Below are 22,450 nucleotides of genomic sequence, written 5' to 3' on the forward strand. Positions count from 1 at the left end.
CTCAGCGCGGCAGCAAACGGCTCAGCGCAGCGCTCGCGAGCGCGCCGATCTGCGTGAGGAAGTCGGTGGCCATGCCGTCGTGGAAGCGGCGCGCATCGGGCGAACCCATCACGAGCAGGCCGAACGCGCAAGCGTTGTCCGATGCTTCGGGGTCGCGCAGCGCGATCAGCGCGATCGATTCCGTGCCGTTCGCAGCCGCGCCCTCCGCGGAACCTGCGGCGTCGCCGGCTACGGCCGACACCGCAGGCGTCAGCCATTGCGCTGCCTCGAAACCCGTGTTCGCGCCGCAGTACGGGGTGGCGAGGCTGTTCGCGAAGATGCGCACTTCCTCCCCGACGTGGCGTGTGAAGTCGGCGTGCGAGTACGGCTCGGACACGTCCCACACGCGCAGCGCCGCTTGCGGCACGTCGAACACGTCGCGCAGGCCCGTGGAGATCGTGCGCGGCAGTGCGCCTGGATCGCGCTCGGCCATCACGCGGGTCGTCCAGCGGCCAAACTTCGACGCGATGCTGTCGTTCTCGTGTCCGTAGCGCAGCAGTTCGGCGAGACGCCGCTCCAGATGCTTGTTCTTCTCGCGCAGCATGTCCATCTGACGTTCTTGCAGCGACACGGCGGCTTTGCCGTGTGGGTTTGCGAGTCGAACGGAAGCGAGCAGTTCCGCGTGCTCGGCGAAGAATTCGGGGTTGGCTAGCAGGTAGTCGGCGACTTCGCGATCGTTCATGGTTTCAGCTTAAAGGTTGCGCGCTTCTTTGCTGTCGGTCGTGCTGCTGCGCCGCGCGGTTCAGCCGCCGCGCGACGGTGAGAAGTTCAGTCGGCCAGTTCGATTTCGCCTTCGAACACGGTAGCGGCCGGCCCCGCCATCATCAACGACGATGCGGACTCGCCGTTCCACGTGATGGTCAGCGTGCCGCCGTGCGTGTGAACCTTGACGGGGGCATCCAGCAGGCCGCGGCGAATGCCCGCGGCCACGGCCGCGCATGCGCCCGTGCCGCACGCGAGTGTTTCGCCCGCGCCGCGTTCGTAGACGCGCAGCTTCACCTCGCTGCGTCCGACGATCTGCATGAAGCCGGCATTGACCCGCTGCGGAAAGCGCGGGTGTGTCTCGATGACGGGCCCGTCGACCAGCACGGGAAACGCCTCGACATCATCCACCACCTGCACCGCATGCGGATTCCCCATCGACACGACGGAAACCCAGCGCGTTTCGCCGTTGACCTCTAGCGCATACAGCGTGTCGTTGCCTTCGCGGCGCGCTTCGACACCGCTTGCGTCGAACGGCACCTGGACCGGCTCGAACACGGGCGCGCCCATATCGACGACGACCTCGCCGTTGTCCTGCATGGTCAGCGTGATCACGCCTTTCTGAACCTGCACGCGGACGCTGCGCTTGTCGGTGAGGCGCGAGTCACGCACGAACTTGACGAAGCAGCGCGCGCCGTTGCCGCAGTGCTCGACCTCGCCGCCGTCGCAATTGAAAATGCGGTATCTGAAATCGACGCCATCGACGGTCGGTTTTTCGACCACCAGCAACTGGTCCGCGCCGACGCCGAAATGCCGGTTCGCCAGTGCGCGCACCTGGGTTTCCGTCAGGTTGAGCGGTTGCGTGTAGCCATCGAGCACGACGAAGTCATTGCCCGCGCCGTGCATTTTGGTGAATTTCAGTTTCATGCCGCTATTGTAAGTGACTGGCCGAACGTCTTGCCCGTTGTGCGGTGGCGCGCTTCAGTAAAAGCTCGGGTCGCCCGGCGGGCGAGTCTTGAAGCGCTTGTGCACCCAGTAGTACTGCTCGGGAATGTGCGGGATCTGCTCTTCGAGAAACGCGTTCATGCGGCGCGCGTCGACGTCGTCGTCGCCCGTCGGGTAGTTGTCCCACGGCTTGAAGACCCGCAGCCGGTAGCCCTGGTAGTTGGGCAGCACCTCGCCGATGAACGGCACCACCTGCGCGCGCCCGACTTTCGCGAGGCGCCCGACGGCCGTCAACGTGCACGTCGGCACGCCGAAGAACGGCACGAAGGTCGAATTGCGCATGCCGTAGTCCATGTCGGCGCCGAGCATCACCGGTTTGCGCTCGCGCAGCCAGCGCAGCACGATGCGCGCGCTGTCGGCGCGGCTCGCCATTTCCGCATCGAAACGGCCGCGCTGCGCTTTCGCGACCTCCTCGAGTTGCGGGTTCGACATCGGCTGATACAGCGAGCCGCACGGACGCTTCAGCGAATAGTTGAGGAAGATCGAACCGGCCTCGATGCCGACGAAGTGAAAGCCGAGAAACAGCGTGGGCGGCAGATTCGGATCAGTGAGATCGATCTCGCTATCGAGTTGAATCAGCTTTTCCAGCTTCTTCGCGGAGCCGAACCACTGCACGCTGCGCTCCAGATAGCTGCGAATGGCGTGCCGGAAGTGCTTCTGCGCGACTTCTTCGCGACGCTCGTCGCTCCATTCCGGGAAGCACAGCTTCAGGTTGATATGAACGATGCGGCGGCGGCGGCTCGGAATCTGATACAGCAGCCAGCCGAGGCCGTCGCCCAGGCGCGCGACGAAGCCGTACGGCAGCAACGCAAACAGCTTGAGCAGCCCGATGGCGAGCGTGACGCCCAGACGGCTCAGCATGCGAGGGCTCCGCTATCTGCGCGATACCGCGCTGGGTAAAGAAAAACGGCGAAATGGACGATATACCGCACGCGCAGGCACTCTGTGACAAATGAAAGAAGTCGCTATAATAAGGGCTTCGCCGAGTTAATAGACAACTTGCGGGGCGAAGCCGACGGATGGTTATCTTTCAGATAGTCGCCCGGCGGTAAGGAATTCCGCTAAAGCGTCGCCGCTTCAGGCTCGAAGCAGGCTACGTGAAACTCAACCGTAACCAACAAGGAGCCTGTAACGTGGCTAACGATTACCTCTTCACCTCCGAATCCGTCTCCGAAGGCCATCCGGACAAGGTCGCAGACCAGATTTCGGACGCTATCCTCGACGCGATCCTCGCCCAGGACAAATACTCGCGTGTTGCGGCCGAAACGCTGTGCAACACGGGTCTCGTCGTGCTGGCGGGTGAAATCACCACGACGGCAAACGTCGATTACATCCAGGTCGCGCGCGAAACCATCAAGCGCATCGGCTATGACAACACCGACTACGGCATCGACTATCGCGGCTGCGCGGTGCTCGTCGCGTACGACAAGCAATCGCCGGACATCGCGCAAGGCGTCGACCGTGCGCACGACAACAATCTCGACCAGGGCGCCGGCGACCAGGGCCTGATGTTCGGCTATGCATGCGACGAAACGCCCGAACTGATGCCGCTGCCGATCCACCTGTCGCACCGCCTCGTCGAGCGTCAGGCGAATCTGCGCCGCGACGGCCGTCTGCCCTGGTTGCGTCCGGATGCGAAGTCGCAGGTCACGATTCGCTACGTCGACGGCAAGCCGCACTCGATCGACACCGTCGTGCTGTCCACGCAGCACTCACCGGATATCGACCTCGGACAACTGCGCGAAGCCGTGATCGAAGAAATCATCAAGCCGACGCTGCCCGCCGAACTGATCAAGGGCGACATCAAGTTCCTCGTGAACCCGACGGGCCGGTTCGTGATCGGCGGCCCGCAGGGCGATTGCGGTCTGACGGGCCGCAAAATTATCGTCGATACGTACGGCGGCGCGGCTCCGCACGGCGGCGGCGCGTTCTCGGGCAAGGATCCTTCGAAGGTCGACCGCTCGGCGGCGTATGCCGGCCGCTATGTTGCAAAGAACATCGTCGCAGCCGGCCTCGCATCGCGCGCGCTGATCCAGGTGTCGTACGCAATCGGCGTTGCACAGCCGACCTCGGTGATGGTCAACACGTTCGGCACGGGCCGCGTGTCGGATGCGACGATCACACGTCTGGTTCAGGAACACTTCGACCTGCGTCCGAAGGGCATCATCCAGATGCTGGATCTGTTGCGCCCAGTCTATGAAAAAACGGCCGCCTACGGCCACTTCGGCCGCGAGGAGCCGGAATTCTCGTGGGAAGCGACCGACAAGGCGCTCGCGCTGGCCGAAGCGGCTGGCACGGAGCCGGTTGCCGCTCTCGCCTGAACGACGCTGTGAGCGATACGCGCGGCCGAATGTCGCGCGGCATCGATCTCCAGGCCGCAAAGAAAAACGCCCTGCATGCGAACGCATGCGGGGCGTTTTTTTCTGATGCGCGCATCGTGTGATGTGCGGCTTGTACGCACATCGAGGACTCAGTGGACGCTTTCGCGCGTCCGCTGCTTCATCACCGGAACCGTTTCGAGGACTGGCAAGCGCCTAGCGCGCGAACGCGAACCACCCTGCGCTCGTCGCCGACAGGCGACGCGGCCGGCGGCTCGTCGGGTGCGGCACATTGGCCTGCTTGGCGGCGCGCGGCGATACTCCCAGCATTCGCACGGGCGACGGCGTGCGCAATAGCGTGCGCAGAGCCAGACGCGGCGTCGCGCCCTGCACGCGCAGCGCGCTGAAGAACGCGCGGAACCAGAAGCGCACGCTATCGACGGGCTTCGCTTCGCGTAGTTGCCCGGCGAGCGCGCGCGTGCGCGCGGAATGGTGACGGAGGGCACGCACCACATGGCGGCGTGCGGGTCGCGCAGCGGTGAACGCGCGGGTAAGTCGAGTGCTCAATGGACTGTGCATGGCTTGATGAATAAGGCTGCGTGGGCCGCGTGGCGAGCGACGAAGAGTGCGTGAAACGACGCACCATCCATGCCAGCGAGCGGGACGCGAAAGCCTGCGGAGTGACGGAACGAGACGACAGCGGCTGCGGATGGCCGTGTCGACGGCGAAGTAGCGTGTGTTGCAATCGACATGGACGCAAGGCTACACGTGATTGATGACCGTCGAAAGTCCGAAGCGATAGGGGTTTTTACGAGGCAAAGCGCGCACGATCGCGCCCTTTGCGCGCGACGAATGTGCACGTTGCCCAGCTGGCGTGCAATCTGGCCCGTCCTCGTTGCACACTTCGCGCGAGGCGCAACGCAAGACCGGACGCCGATCCGATCGTGCCCGTTTTACAATGGGAAACCGGTTGTCGAACGAACGCTAGCTGAACGGAACGTCCATGTCAGTCCATTCGAAGAAAGAGCAGATTCAGGTGCTGCGCGAGCAGGGTTTTGTCGTGGTGCCGAGTCTCGTCACGCCCGAGCGCTGCGACGAGATGAAACAGATCGCGCGGCAGCAGTTGCAGATCGCGGCCGACCCGGTCGAATTCGAAGCGGACCTGCGCTATCCTGGCGCGCCGGAGTCGAAAGAAGCGCCCGGCGGTCATACCGTGCGGCGTCTGCTGGATGCTTATGCACGTCATCCGCGGTTTGCGGAATGGGGGACGGCGCCGGAAATCCGCGGCTGGATGGAACTGTATTTCGGCGAAGAGCCGCGCCTGTCGCGCGCGCATCACAACTGCATGATGACCAAGCATCCCGCGTACGGCAGCCTGACGGGCTGGCATCGCGATGTGCGCTACTGGTCATTCGAGCGCGACGATCTGGTGTCGGTGTGGCTCGCGCTCGGCGACGAAATCGTCGATAACGGCGCGCTCTGGTTCGTGCCGGGTTCGCATGCCGCAGCGTTCACGTCGGATCGCTTCGACGAAGCGAAATTCTTCCGCTCGGACGTGCCGGAGAATGCCGCGCTGATCCAGAAAGCGGTGTCGCCCGCGCTGAAGGCGGGCGACGTGGTCTTCTTCCACTGCAACACGCTGCATTCGGCGGGGAAGAATCTGTCGGAGCAGGTGAAGTTCTCGCTCGTCTTCACCTATCACGGCGCGAGCAATGTGCCGCTGCCGGGTTCGCGCTCTGCGTCGAAGCCCGAAGTCGCGTTCTGAACCCCTTGTCCCGCCGCTGGCCGGGGCCGCTATGCGGCGGCGCGTCAGCGCCTGTTCGACGCGAGTCCGATCAGGCCTGCGAGCGTCGCAACGATCCCGCCGGCGATCAGGAAGATGGTCTTGCTGGTCGGCGAGCCCGTGAAGACTCGCGACACATCGTCGCTAAACGAATGGAACGACTGGCCGCCGAAGTACAGCAGCACGACACCGCCGGCGATCAATGCGAGCGAAATCGCTTTGGTCATGAACACTTCCTCATCGATGGATAACCAGGCCGAAAGTCTAGGTGATCGATGCCCTCGAGTCCATGCTCGCGTCCCGCAGTGTGGGCGTCTGCAGCGCAAGCGGCAATTGGCTAACATATCGTGTTGGGCCGTCGCTGGCCGGCCGCCAGCTGGTGCCGGATAGCGGCACCGTAAACTTCGTGTGATACCGGTACCGCGTCATCCGCACGCGGTATCACGGCGGCACGACACGACAACAACAAGCGTTCACCCGAGCGATGCACGACGGCATCGTCGACTCCACTTCAGTTCTCGACAAGGACTTCGGCAATGGCTTACGAAGCAGCTTCAGCCCGTTATTCGGATATGCAGTACCGCGTGTGCGGCAAGTCAGGTCTCAAACTGCCGGCACTGTCGCTCGGCCTGTGGCACAACTTCGGCGACACCACGCCGATCTCGACGCAACGCGACATACTGCGCACGTCGTTCGATCTCGGCATCACTCACTTCGACCTGGCGAACAACTACGGCCCGCCATACGGCAGCGCGGAAACGAACTTCGGCCGCATCTTCAAGGACGACTTCAGGCCGTATCGCGATGAATTGCTGATTTCGTCGAAGGCCGGTTGGGATATGTGGCCTGGCCCCTACGGCCAGGGCGGCGGGTCGCGCAAATACATCCTCGCGAGCCTCGATCAGAGTCTGCAGCGCATGGGTCTCGACTACGTCGACATCTTTTATTCGCACCGTTTCGACGTCGACACGCCGCTCGAAGAAACGGCAGGTGCGCTTGCGAGCGCGGTGCAGCAGGGTAAGGCGCTGTATATCGGCATCTCGTCGTACTCCGCGCAAAAGACCCGCGAAATGGCAAAGCTGCTTGCGGAATACAAGGTGCCGCTGCTGATTCATCAGCCTGCATACAACATGCTGAATCGCTGGATCGAAAGCGAACTGCTCAACGCGCTGGAGGAAACGGGTTCGGGTGCGATTGCGTTCACGCCGCTCGCGCAAGGTCTGCTGACCGGCAAATACCTGAACGGCGTGCCGCAGGACGCTCGCGTCAACAAGGCGGGCGGCGGTTCGCTGAAGCAGGAGCACCTGAGCGAGCAGAATATCGAGCGCGTGCGCAAGCTCAACGACATCGCGCAACGCAGAGGTCAGAGCCTTGCGCAGATGGCGCTCGCCTGGACGCTGCGTGATTCGCGCGTGACGTCTGCGCTGATCGGCGCGAGCAAGGCCGAGCAGGTCCGCGAGAATGTCGCGGCGCTGAAGAACCTGTCGTTCACAGCGGAGGAGCTGGCGGAGATCGATCGCTATGCGACGGAAGGCAGCGTGAACCTGTGGGAGAAGCCATCGACGGATCAGCACATCTGATCGCGACAATCGCAAGTCGATGCGAGATAAAAAAGCCGCCCATGTTGGCGGCTTTTTCAATGGTGCGCGGGGTTGCTTCCACCAGCGCCTTTCGCACGCGAAAATCGCTCTCTAAACGAGCGCAGGCAAGCCCTCTACTAGCACGACCGCAAACACGACACCAAGCAGCGCGCCCAACACACGCAGCGTGTTGTGCCTGAATTCGGTTTTGCATGGAAGCGCGCCGAGGAACAGTGCCCCGGCCAGCGCCATCGGAATGACCAGAATGAAATCACCGATCGTGAAGTAGTGCATGCCCGTCTCCTTTGTATAGGCGTCTGGCGCGGCTGCATGCGGCGCGCCTGAAACCAGTATAGAAGACCATGCGGATGCGTTTGGCTGGCTGCAGCGCGCCCGCGCTTTTGCCCGTCGCGCGGGATACCGAAGCGGGACAAGGCTTTGCGCGGTTCGCACAGCGGCGCAAGGGGGCTCGCGCCGCGAGCGCGTCCGCTTACGTCGACCTTTCTGAATATGCGTTTTATCGGTCGACCTGCGGGCGAGCGTTGCGAGGATTGCAGGAATGACTACGCCGCGCCGATGCGTTCGCGGGCCCACAAGCGTGTGGATGCGATTATGCCGAGCAGCAGTAACGCCCCGACGAGCGCCGCAACGCCCGTCCACGTGTACGCCGCCCACACGCGCCCGCCATACGAACCGACGATGCTCGATCCGAGGTAATAAGCGAGCAGGTACAGCGCGGCCGCCTGGCCTTTTGCCTCTTTCGCGATCCGTCCGACCCAGCCGCTCGCGACCGCGTGTCCCGCGAAGAAGCCGAACGTCACGCAGGCGATCCCGCATGCAATGAGCGACAGCGACTGCGTGGTCGTCAGCAGCAAACCGCACAACATGATGACGATGCTGCCCGTCAGCACGCGTCCGCGTCCGAACGTGTCGGCCATGCGGCCCGACCACGGCGACGCGACCACGCCCGTCAGATACACGACGAAAATCCCGCCGATGGCTGTCTGGCTCAGCCCGAACGGCGGCGCGAGCAGCCGGTAGCCGATGTAGTTGTACAGCGTGACGAAGCTGCCCATCAACACGAAGCCCATCAGGAACAGCAGCGGCAAACCGGACCGGCCGAAATGCCCGGCAAGCGCGCTGCGGTGATGCGCGAAGCCAAGTCCGCGGCGCGGCACGAAATGGCGCGACGGCGGCAGCAGCGAGCGGAACGCGAGCATGGACAGAATGCCGAGCACGCCGATCGTGCCGATCGCGGCGCGCCACGAGAACAGATCCGCGACGACGCCCGTGATCACGCGTCCCGCCATGCCGCCGATGGCCGTGCCGCCCACGTAAAGGCCCATCGCGAGCCCGAGGCCTTCGGGGTGCACTTCTTCGGCGAGATACGCCATCGCGACGGCAGGCACGCCGCCGAGCGCGAGCCCTTCGAGCGCGCGCAGCAACAACAGCGCGTGCCACTGCGGCGTGACCGCGACCGCGAGCGTGAGCAGCGACGAGGCGGTGAGCGAAGCCGTCATCAGCCGGTGGCGGCTCCATCCTTCCGACACGAAGCCCGCGACGAACACCGCGAGTGCGAGCGCCGCCGTCGTCAGCGACAACGACAGGCTGCTTTGCGCAGGGCTGACATTGAACGAAGCGGAGAACGCGGGCAGCAGCGGCTGCACGCAGTAGAGCAGAGAGAACGTCGCATATCCGGCGAACAGCAGCGCGAGACTGGCGCGCCAGTAGGCGCGCGTGCCGCGCTCGAGATATGGCGCGCCGGAGGGGGAAGGGGAGGATGAGGCAAAAGACGAAGAATCAGCGGGCCGACTCGGGTCCGACGATGCGGTCACAACAAAACTCCCGGAAATGATGAGGCGTGGCGAAAGTTGCAGCGAAACGCGCGACGCTAACGGACGCGCAAGGGCTCAACGATACGCCCATTGCACGCCGGACGTCGTCGAGCTCTGCAGCAAGACGCGGACCGGAGCGTCCGCGATGGGTGCTTAATCGGCGCTCATCACGCATGGAGGCAGGCGCACTTGCGGGTTGGCCGGCTTCTTCGGGATGCGTGAGTGGCTCGTCGGCGGGCAGCGAGATTCGGGGCCGCGCGACGCGTGCCGCGAGGAACGCACGATATCGCGTGCGCACGCTCTCGAAGCTGCGTTCGAACGCGAGATGGACTTGCATGAACGGGTTGCGCGCCACCTGCGAATGATGGAAGTCGGCGGGACGGCGGTGGTTGTGCAGCGGATACTTCGCGAGCGTTGGCACCGGCGTCCGCCCGCGAGAAGGACGGCGCGAGATCGCAAACACGACGGCCTCGGCGAGTGGAATGAACAGATAGTGCGCGACGCGCGAGTCGGGAAGGAGGTTGTGCAGCGCCGGCATCATGATCCTGATGCCATCGACGATTTCTCGCGTCGACGCACGCGGCCCGCTCGCGAGCTGCGTCTTCGGGAGAAGGTTGTAACCGTAGTCGTACAGTTCGTGCGCGGTAAGCGACGGCGACGACAATGACAGCCGCAGGGTAGGCACGGTGGATGCGTTATACCTTGGGCGAGCGCTTCGCTGATGTTGGCGTGACGCTGGAACGTAGCGCGTATCGTGGCTTATACCGACTTTTTTGAGAGGGGTGGGGCGGCCGGTTTATGATGAGCCTGTGACGGGCGGGAACAGTCAGGTTTTCGTAAGTCGAGTCGACCGAACGGGCGCCTGACGAGGCCTTACTTTTTGCTTTGCCAAAGAGCCCAAAACGGCAACAATGGGGTGCAACGGGCGACAGATGCGAGTCTTCCAGCCCTTGGTTTCGATTCAGGTGCGCATGCAACCTTCTGCTCGTTGCAGCGCTTTTATCAGCACATTGACCGGCGCAATTTCAAACAAGCCGGCAATTGGGAGAACGGGGCAATATCATGCAAGTCGGTTCTATTGTTCGATCCGTGCATATCGCCGTGCCACAAGGCGCGCGCGGAATCGTGATGCGCATTCTCGGCGACATGGCAATGGTGGCGTGGTACGCCGGCGAGCCGGGCACGTCGAAGATGTTGAACACCGAACCCTTTTTCCTCGAGGATCTGATCGACACGGGCGAGTTCGTTCGTCCCGCGGGCGCACAGGTGCATTGAGCGCGATTTTCTTTGCTGCCATCGTGTATGGCGAGGTGTGCGGCCGCTGAACGCGCCGCGTCGCGAGTGATACGCCGGCGACACTTGCGCTCGTTTTTGTGCCCGTCACGGCGCACAATGCGGGCATGAACGAAGACACTCCAATTTCGCAGGACGGCCACGCTGTTCCGTTTGCCCGGCTCGCGCCGGAGGTGGTGCTCGACGCGCTCGACAGCGTACTCGACACCGTGGGCGTGCGCACCGACGGGCGCATGCTGCCGCTCAACAGCTACGAGAACCGCGTCTATCAGGTCGGCGTCGAAGACGGCCCGCCCGTCGTCGCGAAGTTCTACCGGCCCGAACGCTGGACCGACCAAGCGATTCTCGAAGAGCACGCGTTTGTCGCGGAACTGGCCGCACGCGAGATTCCCGCCGTGCCCGCTCGCACCTTCAACGGCGCCACGCTGCATACCTTCGACGGCTTTCGCTTTTCCGTCTTCGAGCGGCGCGGCGGCCGCGCGCCGGATCTCGACCGCAAGGACACGCTGGAATGGCTCGGCCGATTCATCGGGCGCATTCACGCCGTCGGTCAGACGGCGAACTATGCGGCGCGCCCGACGCTCGAGATTCACACCTTCGGTTACGAGCCGCGCGACTATCTGCTTGCGCAAGACTTCATTCCCGCCGACGTGCGTACCGCATGGGAGGCCGCTGTGAATCTGGCGCTGGAAGGCGTCGAGCAGGCATTCGAACGGGCGGGCGATGTGCGTCAGATACGCATGCACGGCGATTGCCATCCGAGTAACGTGCTGTGGACCGATGCAGGCCCGCATTTCGTCGATTTCGACGATAGCCGCATGGGCCCGGCCATTCAGGATCTGTGGCTGTTGTTGCCGGGCGAGCGCCAGGAAGCGTCGCGCGCGCTGACGGATCTGCTTGCGGGCTATGAGGACTTCTGCGAGTTCGATCAGCGCGAACTGCATCTGATCGAAGCGTTACGCACCTTAAGGCTGATTCACTACTCGGCGTGGCTCGCGCGCCGATGGGACGATCCGGCGTTTCCGGTTGCGTTTCCCTGGTTCAACACGCAGCGCTACTGGGAAGACCGTATTCTCGAGTTGCGCGAGCAGATCGGCGCAATGCAGGAAGGGCCGCTCTGGCCCGTGTAAAGTCCGGCGCAAGGCGTCGTCAGTCGGCGGCGCGAGTGCGGCGCTGCCGTCCGGCAATTGCGCGCACCGCGACCGCCGTTGCCGCCGCTGAGCGTTGCGCCGTTTCCGCAAGCCTCGAGCGGCCAATCACTTGCGCGCGCACGTCGCGGCCGATCGTTTCGATGCCTGCGCGCATCTGCGTGAAGTCTTCCGGCGAACACACCTCATTGTCAAAACGCGTGTACCCGTCGCGCGTCACGGTGCGACATGCGCGCTTGCATGCCGGAGGCGATGACCGCGCAAGACCGCTTTATCGAGTACCGATGAGCGTCGGCTGGGTGCTGCTGATCGATACGATCGCGGGCAGTCTGATTCTGCTGTCGCTGACGGGCGTGCTGCTGTGGACGGAACTCAACAGGCGGCGGACGGCAGGCGCTGTATTGATTGCCAGGTCGATCGTCGCGGCTGTGGCCTGCGGGTTGATGTAAGGCGCGTTTCGCCGGACGCGGCTCTCAGTCGACTTGCGCTCCTGCCGATGCCCGGGGCAGGCAGAGTAGGGACCGCGCGCTGCCCGCCTCGCGGTCCGATGCAAAGAAGACTACTCGGGGATACGGCAAGCCGCCCCGCCGCCAGCCGCAATCTCACGCGCCGCTTTAGCGCCTTCCACCTGCAGCAGCGTCGGCAGTGAAACGCCGTTCTTCGCCGCCGTCACTTCGGCGAGAATCGATACGGCAATTTCGGGTGGCGTCCTGCTGCCGATATAAATCCCTACCGGCCCGTGCAGCCGGGCCAGCTGGGCTTCCGTGAGATCGAATTCCTTGAGCCGCTCGCGCCGCGCCGCGTTATTGCGCCGGGAGCCCAACGCGCCGACATAAAACGCCGGCGTCTTGAGCGCTTCCATCAACGCGAGGTCATCGAGCTTGGGATCATGCGTCAGCGCGATCACCGCGCAGCGCTCATCGAGCTTCATGTCGAGCACCGTATCGTCGGGCATCGTGCGCACGACTTTCGTGCCCGGCACGTCCCATTCGTCGGTGTATTCTTCACGCGGATCGCACACGGTCACCTGATAGTCGAGCCCCACCGCGATATTGCAGAGATAGCGCGACAGTTGCCCGGCGCCGATTACGAGCATCCGGTAACGCGGGCCGTGTATCGTCAGCAGCCGCTTGTCGTCGAAGTCGACGCCATCCGTCGCTTGCGCCGGGCCCAGTCGCGCGACACCCGTTTGCATGTCCAATGTGCGTGCGACGAGCCGCCCGTTTTCCACCGCTTCACACAGTTCGGCGATGCCGCTCGCTTTCGTCAACGGCTCCAGCACAAGCTGGATCGTGCCGCCGCAGGGCAATCCGAAACGATGCGCTTCTTCCGCCGTGATGCCGTACTTTACTGCTTCCGGCCTCGCTTGCTCGATGCCGGCCTGCCGCACGCGATCAATCAGGTCGTCCTCGATGCAGCCGCCCGACACCGACCCCACCACCGCGCCGTCGTCGCGCACGACGAGCATCGCGCCTTCCGGACGCGGCGACGAGCCCCACGTCTTCACTACCGTCACGAGTAGCGCGCGATGCCCCTGCTCGAGCCAGCGCGCGCTGGTCTTCAGGACTTCGAGATCCACGCTGTCCATGATTTCTTCCTCTTCGGTTCTTCTCCACCGCCTTCGCCGGCACTTTCGCCGCCGGCGGACTGGCTTGCAGTGTCGCCGGAATCGGCGATTTCTGCCTGTGCGGTGTCACCGCCGCCCGACACCTGCTCGGTGAAGCGCCGGAAAAATTCGCCCGCTAGCTTGCGCGCCGCGCCGTCGACGAGCCGTGAACCGATCTGCGCGAGCTTGCCGCCGACCTGCGCGTTTGCGGTGTAAGTGAGCTTCGTCGCTTCGTCACCGTCGGGTTCGAGCTTGACGTGAGTTTGCCCCTTGCCGAAGCCGGCCGCCCCGCCTTGCCCTTCGAAGACGATCGTATACGTGTTGGGCGCGTCGATATCGGTGAGTTCCATGCGGCCCTTGAAACGCGCCTTCACGGGCCCGACGGCCGCGCTCAACGCGACGGCGTACGCGTTGTCGCCGTCCGGCTCGATGCTGTCGCAGCCGGGAATCGACGCGCGCAGCACCTCCGTATCGTTGAGGGCTTCCCATGCCCGTTGCTGCGGCACGGGCAGCGTATAGGTTTCGGTCAGCTCCATGACGTCGCTCCTCCTGATATCGCGGTGCGCGCGGCGTCGCGGGGCACGCGCGTCAATTGCGCGAGATCGCGGCCGAACGCAGCCAGGCTGTCGAGATTGTGAACCGGCTTGTGCGCGTCGACGAACGGAAGCATCGCCTGTACGCCGCGCGCTTTCGGCGAGAACTCGCGGTACCGCAACAGCGGATTGAGCCACACGATGCGGTGCGCGAAGCGCCGCAGGCGGGCCATTTCGGTTTCGAGGACGTCGATGGCTTCGTGATCGAGGCCGTCGGTGACAAGCAGCACTGTCGCCCTGCCAGTCAGCACTCTTCGTGCCCAGCGTCGGTTGAATTCCGCCAGCGCCGCGCCGATGCGCGTTCCGCCCGACCAGTCGAGCACCTGATCAGCGAGCGCCGCGATGGCGACATCCGGGTCGCGTTCCTTCAGTGCGCGCGTCGCGTTGGTGAGGCGCGTGCCGAACAGAAACACCTGCAGACGTTCGCGCGATTGCAGCAGCGCATGGCAGAAATAGAGCACGGCGCGCGAGTAGCTGCTCATCGAGCCCGAAATGTCGAGCAACAGCACGAGGGGCGGCTTGCGCGCCACTACGGCGCGGTATTTCCACACCGTCCAGTCGCCGCCCGCGCGTACGGCATGACGCGCGCTCGCACGCAGGTCGGCATGCGTGCCGTGCGATGCGGCTTTGAGGCGGCGCGTCGGTTCCATCGCGAGCGGCAGACGCTGACCGCGAATCAGATGGCGCAGCGTGCGCCATTCGTCCGCCGTCAATGTATCGAAATCGCGATGACGCAAACGCTCTTCGGCGCTGAACGTCACATGCGCGTGCAACTCGTGTTTGTCGTTGTCGCCGGGTTGCGCGACTGGCTTGCGCTGCTTCGACTCGGCGAGCGCGTCGGCGAGACGGTTGTTGCGCTTCGGCGGCGGCACGCCGCTCGTTACCTTCGGCAGCAGCAGCGCGCGCAGCTTGCCTTCCCAGTCGGGATCGCGCCAGAACAGATCGAACGCGGCATTGAAAAGATCGCGCTCATCGGGCGCGCGCACGAGCAGCGCAGCTAGCGCCGCGCGCACGTCGTCGCGCCGGTCGAGATCGATCCAGCGCAACGCGTCGAGCGCATCGACGGCTTGGGCGGGCGACATCGGCAGACCCGCGCCGCGCAGCAGCCGCACGAAGTGCACGACGTTGCGCGCGAGCGTCGCCGGGCCGGTGTCGTGGACGGGAAACATCGACATCACTCCGCTGCCGCCGCGAGGCACTGGCGAATCTGCTCGGCGTCGAAGCGCGCGAGATCGTCCTGATACTTGAGCAGTACGCCCAGCGTGTCCTGCACCGATTGCGGATCGAGCTCCGTGACGCTGAGGGCGGCAAGCGCGCGGCACCAGTCGATGGTCTCCGCGATGCCCGGCGCCTTGAACAGATCCATGCCGCGCAGCCGGTGCACGAAATCGACGGCGCGCCGTTGCAGCGCCTCGCCCGTTTCGGGTGCGCGCGCCGCGACGATCGCCAGTTCGCGTTCGCGCTCCGGGTAGCCGATCCATTGATACAGACAGCGGCGCTTCAATGCGTCGTGCACTTCGCGCGTGCGGTTCGACGTCATCACGACGAGGGGAGGATGCTCGGCGCGCACGGTGCCGAATTCAGGAATCGACACCTGGAAGTCAGACAGCAGTTCGAGCAGGAACGCTTCGAACGGTTCGTCGGCGCGGTCGATTTCGTCGATCAGCAGCACGCGCCGTGCGCCCGGGTGATGGTCGTCAGGCAGCAGCGCCTGCAGCAAAGGGCGCTTCAACAGAAATTCGCTGCGATACAGCGTGCTGCTGTCGGGCTTCTCGCCGGCCGCTTCGGCGAGGCGCAGCGCCATGATCTGCCGGGGATAGTCCCACTCGTACAACGCGCTGGCCGTATCCAGACCTTCATAGCATTGCAGCCGCAACAGCGACGTGCCGAGCAGGCCCGCTGCCGCCTTCGCCAGTTCCGTCTTGCCGACGCCCGGCTCGCCGTCGACGAACAGCGGCCGCTCCATCCGCAGAGCAAGAAAGAGCGCGGTCGCCAGTTCGCGACTCGCGAAGTAGCCTTGCGCGGTCAACTGCGCGAGGGTGTCGTCGATCGAAGCGGGCTGCATGGTTCTCCCTGGCAGATCGGCTTGCATCGCTCGAAGCGATGCAGCAGGACAGACCTGATAAACCCGATAAACGAAGCGGCCCGGACGCGCCGGGCCTCATGTCGGTCAAACGCTTCGTGGCTCGCCGCGATCGCTATCCGTTCGCGGCCCGCACCGCGCGCGCCGTCAGCACCGGTATCAGGTGAGCGCGATAGTCGGCGCTCGCATGCATGTCGGTGTTGAGGTCGTCGGGTGCGATTGTCACGCCGCGCGCGGCCGCTTCCGTGAAGTCCGCGTTGAGCGCGTTCTCCATGTCCGTCGCGCGAAACACGGAAGGCGCCGCGCCCGTGATCGCCACGCGCACACCGCTCGCCGTCTTCGCGACGAACACGCCCGTCAGCGCAAAGTGCGACGCGGGGTTCCTGAACTTCTCGTACGCCGCTTTTTCGGGCACTAGAAACTCGACGGCGACGATCAGTTCGTCGGGCTGCAACGCGGTTTCGTACATGCCGACGAAGAAGTCCGCGGCGTCAAGGCGGCGCCGGTCGGTGACGACCGTGCCATCCAGTCCGAGCACGGCTGCCGGATAGTCCGCCGCGGGATCGTTGTTCGCGATCGATCCGCCGATCGTGCCGAGCGAGCGCACCTGCGGGTCGCCGATGTGGGCCGCGAGAAACGCGAGTGCGGGCAACACGCGCTGCACGTCCGCGCTGTTCGCCACGTCCGCATGACAGACGGCCGCGCCGACCGTTACCTTCTGCGGCTCGACGCGAATCTCCTTCAATTGCGGAATGCGCGTGATGTCGATCAGCTTCGATGGTTGCGCGAGACGCAGGCGCATCGTCGGCAGCAGGCTTTGTCCGCCCGCCAGGAACTTCGCTTCGCTGTCAGCCGCCAGCCCGTCGACGGCGCTTTGCGGATCGGCGGCACGTTGATAGTCGAATGAGTACATGTCGGCCTCCGCTCAGGGACGTGAGTGTTGCGCAGCATGAATCGCGGACCACACGCGATGCGGTGTGGCGGGCATCTGCAGATCCTTCACGCCGAGCGGCGCAAGCGCGTCGACGATCGCGTTGATCACGGCAGGCGGCGAACCGATTGCGCCTGCTTCGCCGCAGCCCTTCACGCCGAGCGGATTGTGCGTGCAGGGCGTGCCCTTGGCGGTTTCGACGGTGAACGACGGCAGGTCGGACGCATGCGGCATCGCGTAGTCCATGTATGAGCCGGACAGCAACTGGCCGCTTTCGTTGTCGTACACGCAGCGCTCCAGCATCGCCTGGCCGATGCCCTGACCCAGACCGCCATGCACCTGCCCTTCGACGATCATCGGATTGATCACGTTGCCGAAATCGTCGACGGCCGTGAAGCGCTCGATGCGCGTCTCGCCCGTATCGACGTCCACCTCGACTTCGCAGATATACGCGCCTGCCGGGTAGGTGAAATTGGTCGGATCGTAAAACGCGCTTTCGTCGAGGCCCGGTTCGAGCTTGTCGAGCGGGTAGTTGTGCGGCACGTACGCTGCGAGCGATACGTCGGCGAAGGTTTTCGTGCGGTCGGTGCCCGCGACGCGGAAGGTGCCGTCCTTGAACTCGATGTCGTCCGCCGATGCTTCGAGCAGATGCGCCGCGATCTTCTTCGCTTTCGATTCGATCTTGTCGAGCGCTTTCATGATCGCCGAGCCACCGACGGCGATCGAACGCGAGCCATACGTGCCCATGCCGAACGGAATGCGGCCAGTGTCGCCGTGCACAATCTCGATGTTGTCGAGCGGCACGCCGAGGCGGTCCGACACGACTTGTGCGAACGTCGTTTCGTGACCTTGGCCGTGACTGTGCGAGCCGGTGAAGACGGTGACGGAACCTGTGGGATGCACGCGCACTTCACCTGCTTCGAACAGACCCGCGCGTGCGCCCAGCGCGCCCGCGATGTTCGATGGCGCGAGGCCGCACGCTTCGATGTAGCACGAATAGCCGAGGCCGCGCCGCTTGCCGTTCTTCTCCGATTCCTGCCTGCGCGCAGCGAAGCCCTTGACGTCCGCGAGTTCGAGTGCGCGCGAAAGACATGCTTCGTAATCGCCTGTATCGTAGGTGAGACCCACAGGCGTCGCGTACGGGAACGAGCGAATGAAGTTGAGACGGCGGATGGCGGCGGGATCCATGTTCATCTCGCGCGCAGCCGTTTCGACGAGACGCTCGACCACATACGTCGCTTCAGGACGTCCGGCGCCGCGATAGGCATCGACGGGCACCGTGTTCGTGAACACCGCTTTCACCTCGGCGTAGATCGCGGGCGTCGCATACTGACCGGCGAGCAGTGTCGCGTAGAGAATGGTCGGCACACTGGACGCGAACGTAGACAGATACGCGCCCATATTCGCGATCGTGTGCACGCGCAACGCGAGGAACTTGCCGTTGGCGTCCATTGCGAGTTCGGCTTTCGTCACGTGATCGCGGCCATGTGCGTCCGACAGAAACGCTTCGGAGCGCTCGGCGGTCCACTTCACGGGACGGCGGATTTTTTTCGACGCCCACGTCAGCGCGACGTCTTCCGCGTACAGGAAAATCTTCGAGCCGAAGCCGCCGCCGACATCGGGCGCAACCACCCGTACTTTCGATTCCGGCAGAGACAGCACGAACGCGGCCATCAGCAGCCGTTCGACGTGCGGGTTCTGATTTGCGACGTAGACGGTGTAGCTGTCGTCCTGCGGCGAATAGCTGGCGTTGACGGCGCGCGGTTCGATCGCGTTCGGTATGAGGCGGTTGTTGACGATGTCGAGCGTCGTCACGTGATGCGCGTTGGCGAATGCGGCGTCGGTGGCGGCCTTGTCGCCGTGGCCCCACGTGTAGCAGGTATTGTCGGGCACTTCGTCGTGCACGGCGGGCTGGCCAGCGTCGGCGGCGTGCGCGGTGTCGATCACGGCGGGCAGTTCTTCGTAATCCACCTCGATCAGTTCGGCGGCGTCTTTCGCGGCTTTCACGGAATCGGCGATCACGAGCGCGACCTGGTCGCCCACGTGGCGCACTTTCGTATGGGCAATCACGGGGTGCGGCGGTTCGCTCATCGGCTTGCCGTCGACGCTGTGGATCAGCCAACCGCACGGCAGGCCGCCGACATTTTCAGCGGCGAGATCGGCGCCCGTGAAGACCGCGACGACGCCGGGCGATTGTTTCGCGGCCGACGTGTCGATGTTCTTGATGCGCGCGTGCGCATGCGGCGAGCGCAGGAACACGGCATAGGTCTGCGCGGGCAGGACGATATCGTCGGTGTACTGGCCGTTGCCCGTGAGGAAGCGATAGTCTTCCTTGCGCTTGACGGGCATGCCCACCATGCGGTGCGAATCGGGTGCGTTCATGGCGGGCTCCTTCAGGCAGTCGCGGCGGCTTTCGACGACGCGCCGGCTTTCATGCCTTGCGCGCCCTGAACGACGGCCTTGACGATGTTGTGGTAGCCCGTACAGCGGCAAAGGTTGCCGTCGAGCTGATCACGCACTTCGTCTTCCGTGAGGTTCGGGTTCGTCGCGACCAGCGCGGTTGCGCTCATCACCATGCCTGGTGTGCAGAAGCCACACTGGAGACCGTGGCATTCGCGGAAAGCGGCCTGCATCGGATGCAGTTCGCCGTCTTTGGACAGCCCTTCGATGGTCGTGACTTCCTGGCCTTCGGCCTGTACGGCGAGCATGTTGCAGGACTTGATCGCGCGACCGTTCAGATGAATCGTGCACGCGCCGCATTGCGCGGTATCGCAGCCGACGTGCGTTCCCGTCAGCCGCAGCTGTTCGCGTAGAAACTGGACAAGCAGGGTGTGTGGCTCGACGTTCGCGGTAACGGGTGAACCGTTCACCGTCAGACTGATGCTGATCGCCATGAACTGTCTCCTTGGGGACGCCCCTGGATTTGAGCCCCGGATGGGGCGAGACCGGTTCGGGCCCGCGTTCATTACCTACCGCCTGCTTGCCTGCTGGGAGGGTCCGGATCGGTTGGGTGCTGTTTGGTGTTGCTGTTCGTTTTTGTGCTTCGTTGTTGTTCTTGTGTCGAAAAGTAAAACACAAAAATCGAAAGGCGGCTATCGGGGAAGCGTGCCCGCGGCGACGATAGTTGAAGATGAGAGGATGTTGCAGTGCGGTGTTTTTGCGTCTGTCTGCGACGCAATGAGGGCCGCGTGGCGTGGGCTTCGCTTTTTCGGTTTTTCGCTGTGGGCTTTCGCTGTGCGCTTTCGCTGTGCGAGTAACACGCGGCGACGCAAATAGACTTACGACCGACCGGAATGCGCCAATTTCGAATGCCTACGGGAATAACCAAAATACACGACCATCCCCACCAGCAACCAGATCACAAACGCAGTCCAGGTGACAGTGCTGAGGTTCGCCATCAAAAACAGACAAGAGGCCACAGCGAGAACGGGCACAACGGGCACGCCAGGGCACCGGAACGCGCGAGGCAAATCAGGATGCGTGCGACGCAACACGAGCACAGCAATCGACACCATCGAAAAAGCCGCCAGCGTGCCAATGTTGATCAGTTCAGCGAGCACATTGAGCGGCACGAGCGCACCAATCAGACCAAACACGATCCCAACAAGCCACGTCGTCGCGAACGGCGTCGCAAACCGCGGATGTACCTTCGATAAAGCCGCCGGCAACAAGCCATCGCGCGACATCGCGAACATCACTCGCGTCTGACCGTACGCCATCACCAGGATCACGGTAAGCATGCCGAGCACCGCGCCGAGATCGATGAAACCGGCGACCCAGTTCTGTCCCGCGACCTGCAGCGCATACGAAACCGGGTGCGAAACGTTCGCGAACTGCGCGGACGGCACGATGCCCGTTACGACAGCCGCCACGGCCACATACAGCACCGCGCACACGCCCAGCGACGCAATGATGCCGATCGGCAGATCGCGCTTCGGATTCTTCACCTCTTCGGCCGCCGACGACACCGAGTCGAAGCCGATGAACGCGAAGAACATCACGGCCGCCGCGCCGAACACGCCGCTCATGCCGTTCGGCATGAACGGATGCCAGTTGGCAGGCTTCACATGAAACACGCCGACAGCGATCACCAGCAGCACGACCGTCACCTTGATCGCGACCATCAGGTTGTTCACGCGCGTCGATTCGCGCACTCCGACGGACAGCAGCGTCGTGATCGCCATCATCACCAGGAAGGCGGGCAGATTGAACAGCGTCTCGTGGCCGGGCAGCGCGCCGGGCGCCGCCGTCAGCGCAACGGGCAGCGACACGCCGAAGCCGGACAGCAGCGATTGCAGGTAGCCCGACCAGCCAACCGATACGGCCGAAGTGGCCAGACCGTACTCGAGCATCAGGTCCCAGCCGATAATCCACGCGGCCAACTCGCCGAGCGTTGCGTAAGAATAGGTGTAGATCGAGCCGGCGACGGGAATCGTCGATGCGAATTCGGCATACGCGAGCGCCGCGAAGCCGCACGCGATGGCCGCGATGATGAATGACAGCATCAGCGCCGGGCCGGCCTGCACAGCGCCCGTGCCCGTCAGCACGAAAATGCCGGTACCGATGATGGCGCCGACGCCGAGAAAGGTGAGATCGAGCGCGCCGAGCGCCTTTTTCAGGCCTGCAGCCTGCGCGCCGGCGATCATGTGCTCGACGTTCTTCTTGCGAAAGAGGGACATTTGGCGGGGTCTCCTGTGAAGCACGCGTGTGGCGCGCCCAATGTCGGGAAAACCCGCGATTTTAGCGGAATCGAGCCGGCCGGCCCTTGCCGGTGCACAACACTTGTGCGCCGCGAATGCGGCGCGGTGGGTCGGCGTCAGGCCGTCATCGCCGGATTCAGATCGACGAGGCGATTGCTCATCACATAAAAGGTGAGCTCCGCATTGTTGCGCAGCTTCATTTTCTCGAGTAGCCGCGTGCGGTAGACGCTCACCGTCTTCACCGACAGGGACAGCGCGACCGCGATGTCCGTCAGACGTTTGCCCGACGCGAGCATGCACAGTGTCTGATACTCGCGGTCGGAGAGCTTCTCGTGCGGCAACTGCTCGCCGTCGAACGAGACGTAGTCGGCGAGCGCTTCCGCCATCGCCGGGCTTACGTATTTGCGGCCCGCTGCGACCTGCTGGATTGCGGCGATCATCTGCGCGGCGTCGACCGTCTTCGACAGATAGCCCGCCGCACCTGCCTTCAGTGCACGCACCGCGTACTGATCCTCGCGATACATCGAGAACATCAGCACGGGAATGCGCGGGAGCTTGCGTTTCAGGCGCTTGAGCACCTCGACGCCGTTCATATCCGGCAGCGAGATGTCGAGCAGAATCACGTCGAAAACATGCTTCGACGCTTCCGCGAGCACTTCCGCACCCGTCTGCGCCTCGGCCACGTCGTCGGCGACGCCGCGATCGATCAGCAATTGCCGCACGCCCTGTCGAACGACGGCGTGATCTTCGGCGATCAGAATGCGCAGGTTCATAACGGGCAGTCAGTGATCACAAACGGGACGAGCGGGATCGGGTGAGGTACCGGCGGCGCAA

The 22,450-nt window shown here is 64.0% G+C and carries 23 protein-coding genes and 1 pseudogene; 6 read left to right on the plus strand and 18 right to left on the minus strand.

Translation table 11 applies throughout. The annotated features are described in order from the left end of the window. Position 1: 1 nt before the first annotated feature. From BPHY_RS00370 to BPHY_RS00380, 3 genes are all read right to left on the minus strand, one after another. Positions 2 to 721: a DUF484 family protein gene (locus BPHY_RS00370; protein ID WP_012399500.1), complete on the minus strand. Its 720-nt coding sequence runs from the start codon at positions 719 to 721 to the stop codon at positions 2 to 4. Between the two features lie 86 nt (positions 722 to 807). Further along, the gene (dapF, locus tag BPHY_RS00375) at positions 808 to 1,668 is read right to left on the minus strand and encodes a diaminopimelate epimerase (protein WP_012399501.1); all 861 of its coding nucleotides are present in this window, start codon (positions 1,666 to 1,668) and stop codon (positions 808 to 810) included. 54 nt (positions 1,669 to 1,722) lie between these two features. Then, positions 1,723 to 2,607 (minus strand): lipid A biosynthesis lauroyl acyltransferase, encoded by an 885-nt coding sequence (locus BPHY_RS00380; protein WP_012399502.1) that lies wholly within the window; start codon positions 2,605 to 2,607, stop codon positions 1,723 to 1,725. Positions 2,608 to 2,879: 272 nt separating this feature from the next. Here BPHY_RS00380 and metK point away from each other — a divergent pair, with 272 nt between their 5' ends. Next, the gene (gene metK, locus BPHY_RS00385; protein ID WP_012399503.1) at positions 2,880 to 4,067 is read left to right on the plus strand and encodes a methionine adenosyltransferase; all 1,188 of its coding nucleotides are present in this window, start codon (positions 2,880 to 2,882) and stop codon (positions 4,065 to 4,067) included. A 213-nt stretch (positions 4,068 to 4,280) separates the two neighbouring features. Here metK and BPHY_RS00390 read toward each other — a convergent pair whose 3' ends face one another. Next, positions 4,281 to 4,643, minus strand: a complete 363-nt coding sequence (locus tag BPHY_RS00390) for a hypothetical protein (protein ID WP_041763188.1) — start codon at positions 4,641 to 4,643, stop codon at positions 4,281 to 4,283. Between the two features lie 424 nt (positions 4,644 to 5,067). Between BPHY_RS00390 and BPHY_RS00395 the strand changes: the two genes are divergently transcribed. After that, positions 5,068 to 5,829, plus strand: coding sequence for a phytanoyl-CoA dioxygenase family protein (locus tag BPHY_RS00395; protein ID WP_012399505.1), 762 nt, complete (start codon positions 5,068 to 5,070; stop codon positions 5,827 to 5,829). A 44-nt stretch (positions 5,830 to 5,873) separates the two neighbouring features. Here the strand turns inward: BPHY_RS00395 and BPHY_RS00400 are convergent, their stop codons facing one another. Continuing rightward, positions 5,874 to 6,074 carry a DUF3185 family protein gene (locus BPHY_RS00400; protein ID WP_012399506.1) on the minus strand — a complete coding sequence of 67 codons (201 nt, stop codon included), beginning with the start codon at positions 6,072 to 6,074 and terminating at the stop codon, positions 5,874 to 5,876. A gap of 309 nt (positions 6,075 to 6,383) precedes the next feature. On the opposite strand from BPHY_RS00400, the gene mgrA reads away from it, so the two are divergent. After that, a complete protein-coding gene (gene mgrA / locus BPHY_RS00405) occupies positions 6,384 to 7,427 on the plus strand; it encodes an L-glyceraldehyde 3-phosphate reductase (RefSeq protein ID WP_012399507.1) in 1,044 nt (347 codons plus the stop codon). Positions 7,428 to 7,538: 111 nt separating this feature from the next. Here the strand turns inward: mgrA and BPHY_RS00410 are convergent, their stop codons facing one another. From BPHY_RS00410 to BPHY_RS00420, 3 genes are all read right to left on the minus strand, one after another. Continuing rightward, positions 7,539 to 7,721: a hypothetical protein gene (locus BPHY_RS00410; protein ID WP_007582094.1), complete on the minus strand. Its 183-nt coding sequence runs from the start codon at positions 7,719 to 7,721 to the stop codon at positions 7,539 to 7,541. 269 nt (positions 7,722 to 7,990) lie between these two features. Next, entirely contained in the window at positions 7,991 to 9,262 is a 1,272-nt protein-coding gene (locus BPHY_RS00415) for an MFS transporter (protein ID WP_012399508.1), read from the minus strand. Beyond that, on the minus strand, positions 9,228 to 9,947 hold the full coding sequence (locus BPHY_RS00420) for a hypothetical protein (protein ID WP_012399509.1): 720 nt from the start codon (positions 9,945 to 9,947) through the stop codon (positions 9,228 to 9,230). The genes BPHY_RS00415 and BPHY_RS00420 overlap by 35 nt, the downstream gene beginning before the upstream one ends. A gap of 377 nt (positions 9,948 to 10,324) precedes the next feature. On the opposite strand from BPHY_RS00420, the gene BPHY_RS00425 reads away from it, so the two are divergent. Both BPHY_RS00425 and BPHY_RS00430 read left to right on the plus strand, forming a co-directional pair. Beyond that, the gene (locus BPHY_RS00425) at positions 10,325 to 10,537 is read left to right on the plus strand and encodes a hypothetical protein (protein ID WP_012399510.1); all 213 of its coding nucleotides are present in this window, start codon (positions 10,325 to 10,327) and stop codon (positions 10,535 to 10,537) included. A gap of 125 nt (positions 10,538 to 10,662) precedes the next feature. Further along, positions 10,663 to 11,685 (plus strand): serine/threonine protein kinase, encoded by a 1,023-nt coding sequence (locus tag BPHY_RS00430; protein WP_012399511.1) that lies wholly within the window; start codon positions 10,663 to 10,665, stop codon positions 11,683 to 11,685. A 19-nt stretch (positions 11,686 to 11,704) separates the two neighbouring features. On the opposite strand, the gene BPHY_RS00435 is transcribed toward BPHY_RS00430, so the two are convergent. Further along, on the minus strand, positions 11,705 to 11,923 hold the full coding sequence (locus tag BPHY_RS00435) for a hypothetical protein (protein WP_041763191.1): 219 nt from the start codon (positions 11,921 to 11,923) through the stop codon (positions 11,705 to 11,707). Positions 11,924 to 11,981: 58 nt separating this feature from the next. Between BPHY_RS00435 and BPHY_RS39195 the strand changes: the two are divergent. After that, positions 11,982 to 12,152, plus strand: a pseudogene (locus BPHY_RS39195) (PepSY-associated TM helix domain-containing protein); the annotation flags it as partial. Between the two features lie 110 nt (positions 12,153 to 12,262). Here BPHY_RS39195 and BPHY_RS00440 read toward each other — a convergent pair. The 9 genes from BPHY_RS00440 to rqpR form a co-directional block, all read right to left on the minus strand. Beyond that, on the minus strand, positions 12,263 to 13,291 hold the full coding sequence (locus tag BPHY_RS00440) for an XdhC family protein (RefSeq protein WP_012399513.1): 1,029 nt from the start codon (positions 13,289 to 13,291) through the stop codon (positions 12,263 to 12,265). Then, positions 13,264 to 13,845: a CoxG family protein gene (locus BPHY_RS00445; protein WP_012399514.1), complete on the minus strand. Its 582-nt coding sequence runs from the start codon at positions 13,843 to 13,845 to the stop codon at positions 13,264 to 13,266. Before BPHY_RS00445 ends, BPHY_RS00440 begins: the two co-directional genes overlap by 28 nt. Then, positions 13,836 to 15,071, minus strand: coding sequence for a vWA domain-containing protein (locus BPHY_RS00450; protein WP_012399515.1), 1,236 nt, complete (start codon positions 15,069 to 15,071; stop codon positions 13,836 to 13,838). The genes BPHY_RS00445 and BPHY_RS00450 overlap by 10 nt, the downstream gene beginning before the upstream one ends. A 5-nt stretch (positions 15,072 to 15,076) precedes the next feature. Then, positions 15,077 to 15,967 (minus strand): AAA family ATPase, encoded by an 891-nt coding sequence (locus tag BPHY_RS00455; RefSeq protein ID WP_012399516.1) that lies wholly within the window; start codon positions 15,965 to 15,967, stop codon positions 15,077 to 15,079. Between the two features lie 133 nt (positions 15,968 to 16,100). After that, positions 16,101 to 16,898 carry an FAD binding domain-containing protein gene (locus tag BPHY_RS00460; protein ID WP_012399517.1) on the minus strand — a complete coding sequence of 266 codons (798 nt, stop codon included), beginning with the start codon at positions 16,896 to 16,898 and terminating at the stop codon, positions 16,101 to 16,103. A 12-nt stretch (positions 16,899 to 16,910) separates the two neighbouring features. Continuing rightward, positions 16,911 to 19,298 carry a xanthine dehydrogenase family protein molybdopterin-binding subunit gene (locus tag BPHY_RS00465; RefSeq protein ID WP_012399518.1) on the minus strand — a complete coding sequence of 796 codons (2,388 nt, stop codon included), beginning with the start codon at positions 19,296 to 19,298 and terminating at the stop codon, positions 16,911 to 16,913. 11 nt (positions 19,299 to 19,309) lie between these two features. Further along, complete coding sequence (locus tag BPHY_RS00470) at positions 19,310 to 19,810, minus strand: (2Fe-2S)-binding protein (RefSeq protein ID WP_012399519.1); 501 nt, start codon at positions 19,808 to 19,810, stop codon at positions 19,310 to 19,312. Positions 19,811 to 20,194: 384 nt separating this feature from the next. Beyond that, positions 20,195 to 21,595, minus strand: a complete 1,401-nt coding sequence (locus BPHY_RS00475) for an amino acid permease (protein WP_012399520.1) — start codon at positions 21,593 to 21,595, stop codon at positions 20,195 to 20,197. A gap of 137 nt (positions 21,596 to 21,732) precedes the next feature. Continuing rightward, positions 21,733 to 22,389: a response regulator transcription factor RqpR gene (rqpR, locus tag BPHY_RS00480; protein WP_012399521.1), complete on the minus strand. Its 657-nt coding sequence runs from the start codon at positions 22,387 to 22,389 to the stop codon at positions 21,733 to 21,735. Positions 22,390 to 22,450 lie beyond the last annotated feature (61 nt).

The sequence above is a fragment of the Paraburkholderia phymatum STM815 genome, from assembly GCF_000020045.1.
Lineage (GTDB): Bacteria > Pseudomonadota > Gammaproteobacteria > Burkholderiales > Burkholderiaceae > Paraburkholderia > Paraburkholderia phymatum.